This window comes from Microbacterium rhizophilum (assembly GCF_039605615.1).
GTDB classification, from domain to species: Bacteria; Actinomycetota; Actinomycetes; order Actinomycetales; family Microbacteriaceae; genus Microbacterium; species Microbacterium rhizophilus.
The window spans coordinates 41,417-57,657 of record NZ_JBCNUN010000008.1; the positions used below are offsets into that span (position 1 = coordinate 41,417).

Below are 16,241 nucleotides of genomic sequence, written 5' to 3' on the forward strand. Positions count from 1 at the left end.
GCCGCCTCGTCTCCGGCGCGGCCGACCGCCGCCGCCTCAGTCCTCGGAGGCGGCGGCGCGCTCCTGGGCCGCGCGGATGCGGGCCACGTCGAGCTTGTCGCTGCGGTCGAACCGGTACACGCCGTTCTGCTCCTGGAACACGTCGGTCAGCTGCGTGTAGCAGTAGCCGAACATCTCGGGGTCGGCGAGGAGCACGCCCGTGAGCCCCTCGAAGCGCTCGTGGAACTCCGCCTCGTCGCGCACGCGCTGTCCGTAGCCCCACGAGTCGTCCTGGGCGCCCCCGTCCGCGTCGGTGCGATCGGGGTTCCACCAGATGCCGCCGAACTCGCTGATGAAGTGCGGCTGCCCGCCGTACGGCTGGGACACCCGGGTGCCGTCCTCGCGCGTGTTCTCGTAGGGGCGTCCGTCGGCGGTGCCGCCGACGAGCTCGGCGAACCGCGCCGGGTCCTGCTCGTAGTTGTGCGAGTCCCAGACGTCGGTCTCGAGCACGCGGTGCGCGTAGCCGCTGGCGTCGATCACGGGGCGGGACGGATCCGCGAGCTTCGTCGCGAGGAACATGCCGCGTGTGACGTCGTCGAGCACCGTGATCCGGTCGTGCAGGTTCTGGTGGGTCTCGTTCAGCGGGCACCAGCCGATGATCGACGGATGGCTGTGGTCCCGCTCGAGGACCTCGGTCCACTGCGTGATGAAGCTCGCGGTGGGCGCCTGGTTGTGGCCGAGATCGCCCTGGCCCGATACGCCCCAGTCGCCGAACTCCCCCCACACGAGATAGCCGAGGCGGTCGGCGTGGAACAGGTACCGCTCCTCGAAGACCTTCTCGTGCAGGCGCGCCCCGTTGAACCCGGCCCGCAGCCCGAGCTCGATGTCGCGCACGAGCGCCGCGTCGCTCGGCGCCGTCATGAGGCTCTCGGGCCAGTAGCCCTGGTCGAGCACGAGCCGCTGGAAGACGCGCTCGCCGTTGATCAGCACGCGGCGCCCGTCGATCGCGACCGAGCGCAGCCCCGCGTAGCTGAGGACCTCGTCGATCACGTCGCCGCTCTCGTCGCGCAGGCGGATCCGCAGCCCGTACAGGTGGGGGTCGACCGTGGACCACGCGCGCACGCGGTCGTCCGGCAGCGTGACGCGCAGCGACGGCGCGAGATCCAGGTCGGCGCGGCTCGCGGCGGTCGCGACCACGCCGTCCGCGTCGCTGACGACGACCTCGACGGTGCTGCCCGGGCGGTTGCCGCTGAGAGGGAGGCGGATGTCGAATGCGCGGGATCCGAGATCCGGCGTGATCCGCGGGCGGCGCAGATGCACGGCCGGCACGGGCTCCATCCAGACGGTCTGCCAGATGCCGGTGGTGCGCGTGTACTGGCAGTGCGTGTTGTCGTACCAGGTGGCCTGCTTGCCGCGGGCCTGCAGCCCGTCGCGGGGGTCGCGGGCGCGCACCACGATCGAGACGGTCTCCCCCGCGCGGGCGCCGAGGCGCGCGGTGAACGGGCTGAACCCGCCGCGGTGACGCACGACCTCCTCGCCGTCGATCCAGACGGTGGCGTCGTGGTCGACCGCCCCGAAGTGCAGCAGCACGTGGTCGTCGCCCCACTCGGCCGGGATCGTCACCGTGCGGCGGTACCAGACCGCCTCGAGGAAGTCGACGTCCTCGACGCCGGACAGCGCGGACTCCGGCGCGAACGGCACCACGATGGTGCGCGCGAGGTCGCGGCCGACGAGCCTCCGCTCGAGGCCGCTGTCGCCGCGGTCGATCTCGAACTGCCACTCGCCGTTGAGGTTGAGCCAGCGCGGCCGCACCATCTGCGGGCGCGGATACTCCGGACGCGGCGCCGAGGCGCCGTCGCCGGCGGAACGCGGGTCGTATGCGGCGTCGAGGATCACGGTCACGTCATCGGCTCCTTCGTCGTGGTGGTCGGGCCAGTCTGCCACGAGAAAGTGCAACGTTGCACCATTCGCGTCCGGAGGATCAGCGCGGCGCGCTGCTCTCCCGCACGAGCAGGCGGTGCGAGACGGTGCGATGCGCCGGGGCGGGAGCGGCGCCCTCCACGCGCTGCACCAGGCACGCGATCGCCGCCTCCGCGAGCCCTTCGACGTCGGGCGCGACCGTGGTCAGCGTCGGCGCCGCATAGCGCCCCGCCTCCGTGTTGTCCCATCCCGTCACGGCGACGTCGGCCGGCACCCGCACGCCGTTGCGGCGGAACGCGTGCAGCGCGCCGAGGGCGAGGTCGTCGTTGGCGCACACCAGCGCGTCGATGTCGCCCACGCGCGGCAGGATGCGCTCCACTGCTTCGACACCGGCGCGGCGTGTGTACGCGTCGGCCGGCAGCATCCACTCCGCGCGCGGTTCGAGCCCCGCCTCGCGCAGTGCGAGCTCGAATCCCTCCTGGCGCAGCGACGCGGTCCCCGGGGGCGTCGCCGGCTGGGCGCCGAGGAACGCCGGGCGCCGGCGGCCCGCCGCCAGCAGGTGCCGGGTGGCCTCGGCGGCCGCCGCGACGTTGTCGACGCTGAAGTGATCCGTGCTGGGCGCCCCCGCGTCGGAGCCCCGCTCCCCGAGCAGCACCATGGGGACGGCGCCGCGCAGCGCGTCCGCATCGGAGATCGCGATCCCGAGCGGCGAGAGGATCACGCCGTCGAACAGCCGCTCGCCCGTCCCGCGCGCCAGCGCCGTCTCCACCTCCGGATCCCCGCCCGTCTCCTCGATGAAGACGCGGTACCCGCGGGTGCGGGCCGCGGCGATCATCGCGTGGGCGAGCGCCGCGAAGTAGGCCGTGTGGATCTCCGGGATCGCGAGCGCGAGCAGGCGCGTGCGCCCCTGCCGCAGCTGTCTGCCGGCCAGGCTCGGCCGGTAGCCGAGCTGGGCGATGACGGCCTCGACGCGCTCGCGCGTCGCCGGACTGACGCGCCCGGAGCCGTTCACGACGTTCGAGACGGTCTTCCACGACACCCCGGCCGCGGCGGCGACGTCCTTCAGACCCGCGGCACGGGGCGCGGGCGTGCCGTCCCGCGGGGACTCGGTCGACTCGGTCAATCCGTCTCCTCCGGGTTGTTCCGGCGGTCCGCTTGACCGCGCCGCCGCACATAGTCCATCCTGGTTCAACGTTAGAACGCAACGTTGCACCAAGACCGGAGGTCGAGGATGACCCTTCATGAGCGCACCCCGCAGGGGCTCACGCGCCGCGGCCTGCTCTCACTCGCGCTGGCCGGAGCGGGAGCGGCGGCGCTGGCCGGCTGCGCGCCCCGGCCGACCGCCCGCGGCACCGCGACCGTACGCGTCTGGGATCCGTTCCAGGGCGCCGACGGCGCGCGCATGCAGGCGATGCAGGCGTCCGTGATGGAGGCCGAGCGCGACATCCGCATCGAGAGCGTCACGCTGGCGTGGGGCGCGGCGTACTACACGAAGCTCGCCATGGCCTCGGCCGGCGGACGCGCGCCCGAGGCAGCCGTGATGCACCTCTCCCGCCTCGCGGGCTACGCGCCCGGCGGACTCCTGGAGCCGTTCGACCTCGACCGCCTCGCGGATCTCGGGATCCGGCAGCAGGACTTCGCGCCCGCGGTGTGGGAGCGCGCCACCTTCGAGGGCCGGCTGTATGCGCTGCCCCTCGACACCCACCCCTTCCTGACCTTCTACGACCCGGCGATCGCAGACCCCGCCGGCATCCTGGACGCCGACGGCGGTCTCGGCGGCATCACGAGCCCGGATGCGTTCCTCGACGCCGGCCGGCGTCTCGCCGAGGTGACGGGCGACACCGGCATCGCGTTCGGCTACCTGCTGGACACCGCGCAGGCGTGGCGCTTCTTCTGGGGGCTCTACAACCAGACCGGCGGCGGCTCGTCCTTCGTCCCGGGGCGCCGTGCCGAGCTCGACGAGGCGAAGGCCGCGGAGGTGATCGAGTTCCTCCAGCAGATGATGGACGGCACGGTCGCCGCCCAGCGTCTCGACTACAGCGGCGGCATCGCGAGCTTCGTCACGGGACGCAGCGGCATGATCGTCTCGGGCGAGTGGGAGCTGCCCGCGTTCCAGGAGGCCATCCCCGACGTGGCCGGGCGTCCCCTGCCGACGCTGTTCGGCACGCCCGCGAACTACGCCGACTCGCACGCGTTCGTCCTGCCGCGGCAGATCCGGCGCGACCCCGCCGTGACCGATGCGACGTACCGGACCCTCGCGGCCATCCTGAAGGGCGCGCAGGTGTGGGCAGAGGCCGGCCACATCCCGGCCTACACGCCCGTGACGCAGACCGCCGAGTACCAGGCGCTCACACCCCAGCGCGACTACGCCGCCGCGAGCGAGATCATCGTGCTCGATCCGCCGGCGTGGTTCGTCGGCGCCGGCAGCGACTTCCAGGCCCGCATGTCCGATCCGCTGTCCTCCGCCCTCCAGGGGCGGCAGGATGCGCGGACCACCGTGCAGTCGATGCTGCGCGCCGCCGACGTGTTCCTGACCCAGCCGGAACCGGCATGAGCGCCGCCCTCGTCGAGGAAGGACGATGATGACCCTCCCCACCGTGCAGACGGCACCCACCCCGTCCCGCACCGCATCCCCGCCGCCGCGCACGTCGGCGCGCAGGCCGCGACGCAGCCTCAGCGGATACGGATTCGCGGCGCCGTTCGCGATCCTGTTCGCCGCGTTCCTGGTCTGGCCCATGCTCGCGGGCCTCGGCACGAGCCTCACCGACACGAGCCTGATGGGGCCGGGCGGCTTCATCGGCTTCGGCAACTACCTCGAGGCGTTCGCCGACGAGCAGGTGTGGCGGACGCTGTGGCAGACGTTCCTGTTCACGCTGCTGACGACCGTGCCGCTGGTCCTGCTCGGGCTCGTGATGGCGCTGCTGGTGTACGCGGCAATCCCCGGCCAGTGGCTGTGGCGCACGGCGTTCTTCGCGTCGTACCTGCTGCCGGTCGCGGTCGTCACCGGCATCTGGGGATGGATGTACCAGCCCGACATCGGACTGCTGAACTCGTTCCTGCACGGCCTCGGGCTGGAGGGCGTCAGCTGGTTGACCGAGGAGGGCACCGCCATGCTCTCGATCGCGCTGACGACCGTGTGGTGGACCGTCGGGTTCAACTTCCTGCTCTACCTGTCGGCGCTGCAGGCGATCCCCGGCACGCACCTCGAGGCCGCGATGCTCGACGGCGCGGGAGCCTGGCAGCGGCTGCGGTCGATCATCCTGCCTCAGCTGCGGGGCGTCACCGGCGTGATCGTGATGCTGCAGGTGCTGGCCTCGCTGAAGGTGTTCGACCAGATCTACCTGCTGACCGCGGGCGGGCCGAACGGCTCCACCCGCCCGATCCTCGAGTACATCTACGACACCGGATTCACGAACTACCGCCTGGGATACGCCTCGGCGATCTCGTACGTGTTCTTCGCGATCATCCTGATCATCACGCTGCTGAGGTACCTGCCCGGCCGCACCGCTCGGAAGGGACGCTGAGATGTCCGCCACCGTCGCCGTCACCGTCCCCGGACGCGAGGGCCGCCCCGCACGGCGCGACGCCGAGCGCCGCGCGCACACCCGCCTCATCATCGGCGACAGCCGGGGGGCGCGCATCGCGATGCTCGTCGCGCTGATCCTCCTGGCCGCCGCCTGGCTGCTGCCGCTGGCATGGGCCGTGGTCACGTCGCTGAAGACCGAGGTCGCCGCCGCGAGCGACTCGAGCTGGATCCCCGCGGACGGCTTCACCCTGCAGGCGTACGTCTCGGTGTTCACGACCGGCGACGTGCCGCTGTGGATGCTCAACAGCGCGATCGTCGCCGTCATCGCCACCGCCCTCACCGTGCTGATCTCGGCGATGGCCGGCTACGCGATCTCCCGCACCCGGTTCCGCGGGCGCCGCGTGCTGCTGGCCCTCGTGCTCGCATCGATCATGATCCCGCCGCAGATCCTGATCGTGCCGCTGTTCCAGGAGATGCTCGCCCTCGGGCTCGTCGACACGCTGGCGGGCGTGATCCTGCCCCAGCTGGTCGCACCGACCATGGTGTTCATCCTCGCGAGGTTCTTCGACGCCGTGCCGCAGGAGGTGCTCGACGCCGCCGCGATCGACGGCGCCGGCCCGTGGCGCACGTTCTGGAGCATCGTGATGCCGCTGTCCCGCTCGATCCTGGTGGCCGTGGCGATCTTCGTGTTCATCGGCGTCTGGAACAACTTCCTGTGGCCGTTCATCGTCACGAACGACCCGGCGCTGATGACGCTGCCGGTCGGCCTGGCGACGGTGAAGAACGCCTACGGCGTGCAGTACGCGCAGACCATGGCCGCCGCCATGATCGCCGCACTGCCGCTGCTCGTGGTGTTCATGCTCTTCCAGCGCCGGATCGTGCAGGGCATCGCCACCACGGGCCTCGGAGGACAGTGAGGCGCACGGGGCTCCTCGGGGCGGGCCTCTTGTAACTGGACCGCAGGGTCCATTACTCTCGGAGGCGTCCGACCGAAGGAGCCCCACCATGCGCGCAGTCGCCGTCCCGACCGCGGGCGAACGCCCCGCGGTGATCGACCTGGCCGCACCCGGCCTCCGCGCGGGCGATGTCCTCGTCCAGGTGCGGGCGGCGGGGCTGAATCCGATGGACAACGCGCTGGCGTCGGGGGCGCTGTCGGGCGCGATGGAGCATCGGTATCCGCTCGTGCTCGGTCGCGACCTCGCGGGCGTCGTCGAGGCCGTGGGCGCCGAGGTGACCCGGTTCGCACCGGGCGACGAGGTCATCGGGCACATCGGCTTCGAGGCGCCGTTCCAGATCGGAGCGCTCACCGACCTGGTGGCGCTGCCGGAGGCGGCGCTCGCGCGCAAGCCCGGCGGCCTGGACGACGTCCGGGCCGCCGCACTGCCGCTGGCCGGCGGCGCCGCGATCGCCGTCGTGGAGGCGACCGGCGCGGCCCCCGGGGACGTGGTGCTCGTGAACGGCGCGTCAGGGGCCGTGGGCCGGTTCGCGGTCCAGCTGCTCGCGGGGCAAGGGGCGGTCGTGGTCGCCACGGCATCGGAGGGGAACGCGGATCGCCTGCGCGAGCTCGGCGCGGCCGAGATCGTCTCGTACGCGTCCGGCGACATCTCGGGGCGGGTCCGCGCGCTGCATCCGGAAGGCGTGGATGCCCTCGTGAACCTCTGGGGATCCACGGTCGAGGACGTCCCTCTGGACGCCGTCAAGCCGGGCGGCGTGGTCGCCACGATCACGCCGGTGCCCGGCGCCGAGACCGCCGCGGCGCGCGGCCTGCGCGGTGGCGGGATCATCATCGCCTCGCCGACCGCGGACGTCCTGGCCGGGCTGGCGGAGAAGGTGGCCGTCGGCTCGCTGGAGGTCGATGTCTCGCGCGTCGTCGCGCTCGCGGACGCCACCGCAGGGCTCGACGACATCGCCGCGGGCCGAGCGGGCGGCAAGATCGTGGTCGATCTCGCCTAGGCGCCGCGGCCGTCGCGGGCGACGCGGTCGGCGTACTCCGGGTTGCGCTCGATGAACGAGCGGAAGACCGGGCGCCTCACGGTCACCAGGCGACCCTCGTTCCGCATGGCGTCGAGCACGCGGCGCGTGAGCGCCGAGGTCCGCCTCGCCGACGGGGCGTCACGACGCGGGCGGCCCGGACCCGCGTCTCCGTCGCCGGGGCGGAGTCACGCGCGGATCGGTCGCGCCCACCGCAGCGCCGCGGTCCGGCCGCGGCCCGACGCGGACGTCTCCCATCGACGAGTCGAACTCCGCCATCACCAGTGCCGCGGTGCTGGAGAAGGCGATCGCCAGGGAGAGCATCAACGACGGCACGTAGTGCTCGACCGACGGGAGGACCTCGCGGCCGAGGATCCACGGCAGCGCGATGAGCACCGGCACGGCGGCGGTCGTGAGCCATTCGTTGAGCACGAGGCTCGTCGACATCCCCTCCGCCGCGGCGAGCACTCGGCGAGCCGTCGCCACGGTGGTCAGCAGCAGCACCGTCGCCAGGACCGCGAAGACGACCGCCCCGTACACACGCGGCAGCGAGGCGAGCGTCAGCGAGACGAAGACCGGCAGCGAGTACGCCGCGAACACCCAGCGGATGCCGGCGCGGATGTAGAGGTCGTCGACCGCGTTCGCGAGGGCCCGGCGGTGCATGTCCGAGTCCAGGTAGAAGAAAGCGCCGATCACGAAGGTGCCGAGCAGCGTGCCCGAGACACCCGCGAGGTTCACGTAGAAGTCGCTGATGTCGATCATGCGGGCGACTCAGGCTTCGCCGTCGGCGCCGGTGTCCGCCCGTGCGGCGCGGACCCGGTCGATCGCACCGTCCAGCGCGACCCGCATCGGGTAGACGTCCCGCGCGGCCTGAGCCAGAAGGTAGCCTCCCTGCAGCGCGGCGAGCATCCCGTGTGCGAGCGCCCGGGTGTCGGCGTCCTCTCGCAGCACGCCTCGGCGTGCGAGCTCCTGCAGTGCGTCCTCGATGAGGGTCACCCAGGTGCGGAAGTGACCCGCGAGCGCCTGCCGCGACTGCTCGCTGCCCTCGGCCAGCTCATGGGTCAGCGACCCGAGCGGACACCCGAATGCGCCGTTCGTGAGCGCGTTGCGCGCGACGAGCTCGTCACCCCACTGCTCGAGTCCCTCGATGGTCCGCACTCGGGAGAGGCGGCGCCGCTGATGGTCGAGCACGTCCCGCCCACGGGACTCGACGACCTCAGCCACGAGAGCGTCCTTGTCCTCGAAGTGCTGGTACAGCTGCGACTTCGACGTCGCGCTCTCGAGCCGCACGTCCGCGAGCGTGGTGGCCCCGATGCCCTGGAGCGTGATCAGCCGATCCGCGGCGGCGATGATGCGCGCACGCGTCGCGGCGCCGCGACTGGTCAGCCGCCGCGTCTCGCGCACTTCCCCGGCACTCACGTCCCTCAGCGTAGTCGGCACCCTCGGATCCCCGGTCGACGAACGGGGCCACGGCGCCGCCTCAGACGTCCCGACCGGATGGCGAGGCCACTCGCCGCGATCTGATCAGGCCGATGGCCATGAGGACGCAGTACGTGTACGGCAGGATCAGCAGCGGCACGCCCGTCGCCACCAGGAACTTCGTCGCCATCACCGCGTCATGCAGACCCACCCAGACGAAGCAGAAGGCGAGGAACCACCATGCCCAACGGCGCCCCTCGCGCAACCCGAATCGGGATGCCACCATCACCCCGATCGCCGCGGCAACGATGTTGACGCCGCTCACCGAACCGTTCACATCGATCCACTCGGCCGCGTGGCTGCCGGCCTCGGCGAGGCTGCGGTGGGTGAAGTTCAGCTCGCCGACCACGAGCCAGTAGGGCGCATCCGGCCGCACCGTCGCGAGCCAGGTCGCGAGGAGGATGGTCAGTCCGGCGACAAGCGGGACGAACCCGGCGACGAAGGTGAACCGCCATCCCGGGACGTGGCCATGCTCGGCGGGGCGATCAGTCATGACGGTTGCCTTCCGACGTCGCGGGGCGCACTCCGGGTGGCGTGCACTCGCCACCATACTGGACCCTTCGGTCCTGTTGCCATAGGTGCACGAGGGCGACTGGCGTACGAGCCCGCCTCAGCCGACGAGGAGATCGAGCCAGATCTCGCTGATGGTCGGGAAGGAGGGGATCGCGTGGCGCAGCTCGGATCGCGGCACCCGCGCGGCGACCGCGATCGTTGCGGCGTGCAGGAGGTCGGCGACGTCCTGCCCGACGAACGTCGCCCCCACGATCGTGTCGGAGTCCTCGTCGATCGTGATCGACGCCCGGCCGCGGTATCCGTCCGCGTGCAGCCGCGCACCGAGCACGGCGCCGAGGTCGGCCTCGACGCGGCGAGCGCGCAGCCGCCGTTCGCGCGCATGCGCCAGGGTGAGGCCGACCGACGCGACCTGCGGGTCGGTGAAGATCACCTGGGGCACCGCCCGACCCTCCGCCTCATCGAGCATCTCGGGTTCCGCGCCGGCCGCACGCGCGATGATCGCGGCGGCCGCGATCCGAGCGTGATAACTGGCCTGGTGCGTCATCAGGGCGCGCCCGTTCACGTCGCCGATCGCGTAGAGCCAGTCGTGGCCGGGCACGGTCATGTCGCTCCGGACCTCGATGAACCCGCCTTCCGCGACCCCGACCGTCGCGAGCCCGAGCCCCGCGGATGACGACCGCTTGCCGGTCGCGACGAGCACCTCTGCAGCTGTGAGAGGCGCGCCTCCCGCCAGCTCGACCGAGACGCCGCCGCCGGCGACGCGCGAAACGGCCCGCACGTCGGCCGCGAAGTGCAGCGAGACGCCGGCCTCATCGAGCGCCTCGGCGACGAGGTCGCCGGCGAACGGCTCGTGGCGCGGTAGCAGCGTCGCAGCACGGCTCAGCACGGTCACATGCTGCGTGCCCAGCGAGCGCCAGGCCTGAGCGAGCTCCAGCGCGACGGGCCCGGCGCCGATGACCACGAGCGATTCCGGCGGCGCAACGGCCGACGTCGCCTCCCGGTTCGTCCACGGCTTCGCCTCGGCCAGACCCCGGATGTCGGGGATCCGCGGCACGGACCCGGTCGCCAGGATCACCCCGTGTGCGGCCTCGAGGACGACCGCGCCGTCGGCGGCGTCCAGCACCACGCGCCGCGGACCGTCGAGGCGGCCCGACCCGCGGAAGAACGCCGCCCCTGCCGCGGTGAACCGCTCCACCTCGCTGCTGTCGTCGTGGTGCAGCACGATGTCGTCCCGGTGGGCGAGCACGGCGAGCGCGTCCACCTGCGGCGCCAGCCGCGCCGCGGCGCCCGGGAGCCGCTGGGCGGCGTGCAGCGCGTTCCCCGCTCGCAGCATCGCCTTGCTGGGCACGCACGCCCAGTTGAAGCACTCGCCCCCGATGAGCTCGCGCTCGACGAGCGCCACCGACATCCCGGCGCGCAGGAGCGCCGCCGTGGCATCCTCGCCGCCCGGCCCGGCACCCACGACGATCACATCGAACTGCTCGGACACGTGTGCTCCCGCCCGTCTGCGCGACGCGGTCCGAATGGACCGCTCGGACCATTCTGCTCCCCGCCGGGGTCAGCGGGGCGGCAGCTCGCGGAGGAACCGCAGGACGCACTCCTCGGGCACCTCGCATGGGCGCAGCACGTCGCCCTCGGCGATGTGCCAGACGTTGGCACTGAAGGACGCGGGGCCTCCGAGCTGCGTTGCCGTCACGGTGGTGCTGCGCCCTCCGGCGTGCTCGACTCGGCTGACTCCCCACAGCTCGTCTCCGACCGTCTGCCGCGACCAGCCGGGCGGCACCCGGGCGAGCAGATCCCCCAGGCCGGGAGTGGGGGCGATCACGTCACGTCCTCGCGTCGCGCGGCGGTCAGCGACCAGCTGGCGAGCATGTCCAGGGCCCGCCGCGACGGGGAGTTCGGCTCGGTGGAGTACAGGTAGAGGGTCGTGTGCGGATCGCCCGGCAGGCTGAGGGTCTCGTAGTCGACGGTCAGGTCGCCGACCAGCGGATGCCGCAGTCGCTTCGATCCGAACGTGCGCTGGTACACGCGGTGCTCGTCCCACCATCGCGCGAACTCGGGGCTGCGTTCGCGCAGCTCCGCGACCAGCTCGGCCGTCGCGCGATCCGCCGGATCGTTGCCCGCGTCCAGCCGCAGGCTCTCGACGGCGGCACGGGCCTGCAGCTCCCAGTCGACGAAGAGCGACCGCGGCCCCTCGTCCAGCAGCATCCAGCGCGCGTAGTTCCGCTGCGCCGCGGGCACTCGCTGGAAGTCCGTGAACAGCGCCCGGCCCAGCCGGTTCTGCGTGAGCACGTCCGCCCGCCGCCCGAGCACCAGGACCGGCACGGCGTCGAGACTCTCGATCAGCTGGTGCACGCCGGGGCGCACGCGCTGCACGGGCCGGACGCGGGACGCGCCGCCCGCGACACCGGCGCCGAGCAGATCGGCCAGGTGCGCACGCCCCGCCTCGTCGAGATCCAGGGCCCCGCCGATCGCCTGCACCACGGAGGGCGAGGGCGTGATGCGCCTGCCCTGCTCCAGGCGCGTGTAGTAGTCGGTCGACACCCCGGCGAGGAAGGCGACCTCCTCGCGTCGGAGGCCCGGCACCCGCCGCACGCGCCCGTCCGCCGGCAGGCCGGCGCGCGTCGCGTCGACCTGGCTCCGGGCGCGACGCAGGAAGTCGGCCAGCTCGGTGTTCCTCTCGGACATGCCTCCAGTGTGACGCCGGCGCGACGCAGCGCGCCGGATCCGGGTGGGACGCTCCGTCCTACGCGGGTGTGACCCAGGATCGACCGGGCTCGCTATGGCCCGATCCCACCGTCTCCGCGCGCGCACGCTGGATGTGTCGGCATTCGCCGGCGATGCGGATCCACTTCAGGAGAAGGAGAACGACCATGGCGTACCCCACCGATCGCCCGGCCACCTGGTTCGTGACCGGAGCCTCCCGCGGGCTCGGTCTCGAGCTCGTCACGCAGCTTCTCGAGCGCGGCGACAACGTCGCCGCCACCACGCGCTCGACCGAGCGCCTCGCGAAAGCGCTGGAGGGGGTCGACACCACGCGCCTTCATGCCGTCGCCGTCGATCTCGCCGACGAGGCGCAGGTCGCCCGGGCCGTCGCCGACGCCGTCGAGCGCTTCGGCGGCCTCGACGTCGTCGTGAACAACGCCGGGTACGGCTACCTCGCCGCGGTCGAGGAGGTGTCGGACGCCGACGCGCGAGCGATGTTCGATGTGCAGATCTTCGGCGTCTGGAACGTGCTGCGCGCCGTCCTGCCGCACTTCCGCGAGCGCGGAGGAGGACACGTCATCAACGTGTCCTCCATCCTCGGTCTGCTGTCGTTCCCCGGCTGGGGGCTGTATGGCGCGGGCAAGTTCGCGCTCGAGGCGCTCACGGAGTCGCTGGCCGCGGAGGTCGCCGGTCACGGCATCGCGGTGAACCTGGTCGAGCCCGGGTACATGCGCACCGACTTCCTGCGTCCGGCCTCCCTGGGGCTGCCGCAGGCGACGTCGGATGCGTATCCCGCGATCCGCGAGATGGTCGAGCAGCACCTGGCGATGCCCGGGACGCAGCTCGGCGACCCGGCCAGGGCCGCGGCGGCGATCATCGCCGTCGCCACGACGGGCGCGGCCCCGCTGCACCAGCTGCTCGGCTCCGACTCGCTCGGTCTCGCCGGGGGGCGCCTCCGGGCGCTGGCGGCGGACGTCGAGGCGTCGCGCGACCTCGCCGTCACGACCGACATCGCACCGGCCGAGGCGGGCATCTGACGCCGCCCGCCTGGAGAATGATCCGGCGTCCCTCCCGAGGGAGGGGCGCCGGATCCGTGTGGTCTGGCCGGCGGGTGGATGCCGCCGGCCGCGTGGCTCATCCGGCGGTCGTCGTCGCCTCGCGCCGCGGCAGCACCCAGCCCGCGCGCGGGAAGTGGCACGTGTAGCCGTTCGGGTATCGCTCCAGGTAGTCCTGGTGCTCGGGCTCGGCCTCCCAGAAGGGGCCCGAGGGCTCGATCGTGGTCACGGCCTTGCTGGGCCAGAGGCCCGACGCGTCCACGTCCGCGATGGTGTCGCGCGCGATCCGCTCCTGCTCGGGCGTGACGGGGAAGATCGCCGAGCGGTAGCTCGTGCCGATGTCGTTGCCCTGGCGGTTCAGGGTCGACGGGTCGTGGATCTGGAAGAAGAACGCCAGGAGGTCGCGGAACGTGGTCTCCGCGGGGTCGAAGACGATCTCCAGCGCCTCGGCGTGGCCGGGGTGGTCGCGGTAGGTGGCGTGGTCGTTGCGGCCGCCGGTGTAGCCGACGCGCGTGCTCAGCACGCCCGGCTGCCGCCGGACGAGGTCCTCCATGCCCCAGAAGCATCCGCCGGCCAGGACGGCCGTCTCGGTGCCGGGCGTGCGGGTGATCTCTCCGGTGTCGTGGATTCCGCTGGTCATGTTGCCTGCTCCTTCTGCTGAGGGTCATCAGGGACAACGCAGACGTGGCGGGTTTTGGTCCCGCGACTGCTATGAGCCGACTGTGACTTCCCCCGCTGATCCGGACCATCCGGGTTGCGCCATGCGTCGAAGGTCGCGTCGCCGACCCCGAAGTCGGTCTCGAAGTGCTGCATGTCCGGCGTGTGGATGTGCCCGGCCGGGATCCCGAGCCGCATGCGGGCGCGCAGCAGTCAGCGATTTCAGACCGCCAGCTCCCGCCGCAACACGGGCAGCACCTCGCTTCCCACGAGATCGATCACCTCGTGGATCTTCGCCTCGGGGATGCCGCCGTAGTCGAAGCCGAACAGCACCCGGCGCAGGGGACCGAAGTGCTGCGGGAAGGTCAGCACCTTCTCGATGACCTGGGCCGGACTGCCGACGGTGAGGCCGGTCCGCGCGATCTCCTGCTCGAGGGACAGGCCCGATCGGGAGTGGATCGGATGCGCATCGAAGTACGGCCGGTACTCGGTGAGCGCGTCCTGCGAGTTCGGGCGCACCCAGATCCCGCCTCCGGCGCCGACGATGCCGTTCTCCGGCCGGCCGTGGCCATGGGCGGCGAACCGCTCGCGGTAGAGCTCGACGGAGCGGGCGTAGTGCTCCATCGGCGCGAAGTTGTTGTTGACGAAGAAGCCGTCGCCGTACATGGCCGCCTGCTCCGCGATCTCGGGGCTGCTGATGGAGCCGTGCCATACGAACGGGGGAGCGCCGTTCAGCGGTCGCGGGACCGAGGTGAACTGCCTCAGCGGAGCGCGGTAGCGCCCGACCCAGTCGAGGCTCTCCTCGCGCCAGAGCCGGCGCAGCAGCTCGTAGTGCTCGAACGTGATGCCGAGACTGTCCTCGTAGTCGTACCCGAACCAGGGATACACCATCGGGGTGTTCCCGCGTCCGAGCATCAGATCGACCCGGCCGTTGGACAGGTGCTGCAGCGTGGCGAAGTCCTCGGCGATCTTCACCGGATCGTTCGTGGTGATGAGAGTCGTGCCGGTCGAGAGCGTGATCCGGGTCGTCTGAGCGGCGATGTACGCGAGCACCGTCGAGTCCGCACTGGAGATGTACGGCGGGTTGTGATGCTCGCCGAGAGCGAATACGTCGAAGCCGGCCTCTTCGGCGTGCACGGCGATGCGGGTGAGCGCGTGGAGGCGCTCGTGCTCGGAGACGAGCTTGCCGCCGACCGGGTCGCGGGTGACATCCCCGATGCTCAACGTCCCGAATTCCATGGCCGAGCCTCTCCGATTCACACGAGTGCGATCGTGCGGACGATCGCGACGAACAGCGGGGCTGCGATCAGCAGCAGCACGAAGGGGATTCCGGCGAACTCACGGCGGCGGATGTGGACGCCGGCGGCGCCGATCATGAGCACCGCGAGGCCGTATCCGGCGGTGGGGGTGAGCACCGGCAGGATGTCCAGCGCCCACGGCAGTACGAGTCCGACTGCTCCGGCGACCTCAGCGAGCCCGATGAGCCTGATCACCGGCTGACTGAAGTCATCCGCCCACCCCATGTTCGGGTTCTCGAAGATCTTCTCCTTGGACCGGGCGAGCTTGCTCGCTCCGGCGCCGCCGAGCATGAGGGCGACGAGCGCCGTGACGATCCATACAGCGATATCCACTGCTGTTCCTCTCCTTGTCTCTGTGTGCACGCGGGTCGACGGGGGCGTGGTCGGATCTCACTTGCGCCGAAAACGGACTTTCCCCCGCTTATATCTGAAACGCTACCCCGGTTATGCTTGGGTTGGCAAGTCAGCAGCCCGCACCACACAGGAGGCGCCCATGACCACCGAACGGGCCGACGCGGCGCGGAATCGGGCGATGCTGATCGCCACGGCGCGGGAGATGCTGGCCGAAGTGGGCGCCGACAGGATCACGATGGATGCCCTCGCCGCGCGGTCCGGCTTGGGGAAGGGCACGGTGTTCCGGCGATTCGGAACGCGATCGGGCATCTTCATGGCCCTGCTGAGCGACGGCGAACGGGCATTCCAGAAGCGCGTGCTCACCGGCCCTCCCCCGCTCGGGCCCGGCGCCGAACCACTCGAGCGACTCGTCGCATTCGGGCGTGCTCGCCTGCGGTTCCTCGCGGAGAACCACGAGATCGCGCGTGCCGCGCTGGACGGGCGCACACCCGTTCCCTTCGGGCCGCCCGCAATGATGTCCCAGAGGCACCTTCGGATGCTTCTGCAGCAGATGGGAGTCCCTGCCGCGGACCTGGAGATCCTCGCAATGCAGCTGACCGCGGCCCTGGACGTGCCGCTGCTGCTCTACACAGCACCCCAGGACGGCGAGAACTCCGAGGTGACATTCGAAGACCGGCTCGCCCGCGGGTGGGAAGACCTGGTCAGTCGGCTGTCCGCGTGATCGGGGGCGGCCGGAGGCTGTCGGTCACGGGGAAGAGAACGACCTGTCGCCGGTGAAGAATC

At 71.8% G+C, this 16,241-nt stretch carries 17 protein-coding genes; 6 read left to right on the top strand and 11 right to left on the bottom strand.

Annotated elements, in window-relative coordinates; translation table 11 throughout:
- Positions 1–36 precede the first annotated feature (36 nt).
- Together AAD528_RS12980 and AAD528_RS12985 are read right to left on the bottom strand one after the other, a co-directional pair.
- Positions 37–1,794 carry a glycoside hydrolase family 2 protein gene (locus AAD528_RS12980; RefSeq protein WP_345752640.1) on the bottom strand — a complete coding sequence of 586 codons (1,758 nt, stop codon included), beginning with the start codon at positions 1,792–1,794 and terminating at the stop codon, positions 37–39.
- Positions 1,795–1,960: 166 nt separating this feature from the next.
- On the bottom strand, positions 1,961–3,022 hold the full coding sequence (locus tag AAD528_RS12985) for a LacI family DNA-binding transcriptional regulator (protein ID WP_345752509.1): 1,062 nt from the start codon (positions 3,020–3,022) through the stop codon (positions 1,961–1,963).
- Positions 3,023–3,130: 108 nt separating this feature from the next.
- Here AAD528_RS12985 and AAD528_RS12990 point away from each other — a divergent pair, with 108 nt between their 5' ends.
- From AAD528_RS12990 to AAD528_RS13005, 4 genes are all read left to right on the top strand, one after another.
- Positions 3,131–4,453, top strand: a complete 1,323-nt coding sequence (locus AAD528_RS12990) for an extracellular solute-binding protein (protein ID WP_345752510.1) — start codon at positions 3,131–3,133, stop codon at positions 4,451–4,453.
- Between the two features lie 28 nt (positions 4,454–4,481).
- The gene (locus AAD528_RS12995) at positions 4,482–5,423 is read left to right on the top strand and encodes a carbohydrate ABC transporter permease (protein ID WP_345752511.1); all 942 of its coding nucleotides are present in this window, start codon (positions 4,482–4,484) and stop codon (positions 5,421–5,423) included.
- 1 nt (position 5,424) lies between these two features.
- A complete protein-coding gene (locus AAD528_RS13000; protein ID WP_345752512.1) occupies positions 5,425–6,342 on the top strand; it encodes a carbohydrate ABC transporter permease in 918 nt (305 codons plus the stop codon).
- Between the two features lie 88 nt (positions 6,343–6,430).
- Positions 6,431–7,378: an NADP-dependent oxidoreductase gene (locus AAD528_RS13005; RefSeq protein ID WP_345752513.1), complete on the top strand. Its 948-nt coding sequence runs from the start codon at positions 6,431–6,433 to the stop codon at positions 7,376–7,378.
- 159 nt (positions 7,379–7,537) lie between these two features.
- Here the strand turns inward: AAD528_RS13005 and AAD528_RS13010 are convergent, their stop codons facing one another.
- The 6 genes from AAD528_RS13010 to AAD528_RS13035 form a co-directional block, all read right to left on the bottom strand.
- Positions 7,538–8,158, bottom strand: a complete 621-nt coding sequence (locus AAD528_RS13010) for a hypothetical protein (protein ID WP_345752514.1) — start codon at positions 8,156–8,158, stop codon at positions 7,538–7,540.
- 9 nt (positions 8,159–8,167) lie between these two features.
- On the bottom strand, positions 8,168–8,815 hold the full coding sequence (locus AAD528_RS13015; RefSeq protein WP_345752515.1) for a TetR/AcrR family transcriptional regulator: 648 nt from the start codon (positions 8,813–8,815) through the stop codon (positions 8,168–8,170).
- Positions 8,816–8,876: 61 nt separating this feature from the next.
- On the bottom strand, positions 8,877–9,368 hold the full coding sequence (locus AAD528_RS13020) for a hypothetical protein (protein ID WP_345752516.1): 492 nt from the start codon (positions 9,366–9,368) through the stop codon (positions 8,877–8,879).
- A gap of 117 nt (positions 9,369–9,485) precedes the next feature.
- Entirely contained in the window at positions 9,486–10,877 is a 1,392-nt protein-coding gene (locus AAD528_RS13025) for a dihydrolipoyl dehydrogenase family protein (protein ID WP_345752517.1), read from the bottom strand.
- A gap of 69 nt (positions 10,878–10,946) precedes the next feature.
- Positions 10,947–11,213 carry a hypothetical protein gene (locus AAD528_RS13030; RefSeq protein WP_345752518.1) on the bottom strand — a complete coding sequence of 89 codons (267 nt, stop codon included), beginning with the start codon at positions 11,211–11,213 and terminating at the stop codon, positions 10,947–10,949.
- Positions 11,210–12,076, bottom strand: a complete 867-nt coding sequence (locus tag AAD528_RS13035; protein ID WP_345752519.1) for a helix-turn-helix domain-containing protein — start codon at positions 12,074–12,076, stop codon at positions 11,210–11,212. Before AAD528_RS13035 ends, AAD528_RS13030 begins: the two co-directional genes overlap by 4 nt.
- 185 nt (positions 12,077–12,261) lie before the next feature.
- Here AAD528_RS13035 and AAD528_RS13040 point away from each other — a divergent pair, with 185 nt between their 5' ends.
- Entirely contained in the window at positions 12,262–13,131 is an 870-nt protein-coding gene (locus tag AAD528_RS13040; RefSeq protein WP_345752520.1) for an SDR family NAD(P)-dependent oxidoreductase, read from the top strand.
- 97 nt (positions 13,132–13,228) lie between these two features.
- Here AAD528_RS13040 and msrA read toward each other — a convergent pair whose 3' ends face one another.
- The 3 genes from msrA to AAD528_RS13055 form a co-directional block, all read right to left on the bottom strand.
- Positions 13,229–13,789: a peptide-methionine (S)-S-oxide reductase MsrA gene (gene msrA, locus AAD528_RS13045; RefSeq protein WP_345752521.1), complete on the bottom strand. Its 561-nt coding sequence runs from the start codon at positions 13,787–13,789 to the stop codon at positions 13,229–13,231.
- A 239-nt stretch (positions 13,790–14,028) separates the two neighbouring features.
- Positions 14,029–15,045, bottom strand: coding sequence for a CE1758 family FMN-dependent luciferase-like monooxygenase (locus tag AAD528_RS13050; RefSeq protein ID WP_345752522.1), 1,017 nt, complete (start codon positions 15,043–15,045; stop codon positions 14,029–14,031).
- Between the two features lie 17 nt (positions 15,046–15,062).
- Positions 15,063–15,437 (bottom strand): DoxX family protein, encoded by a 375-nt coding sequence (locus tag AAD528_RS13055; protein ID WP_345752523.1) that lies wholly within the window; start codon positions 15,435–15,437, stop codon positions 15,063–15,065.
- Between the two features lie 160 nt (positions 15,438–15,597).
- Here AAD528_RS13055 and AAD528_RS13060 point away from each other — a divergent pair, with 160 nt between their 5' ends.
- A complete protein-coding gene (locus tag AAD528_RS13060; protein WP_345752524.1) occupies positions 15,598–16,179 on the top strand; it encodes a TetR/AcrR family transcriptional regulator in 582 nt (193 codons plus the stop codon).
- Positions 16,180–16,241 lie beyond the last annotated feature (62 nt).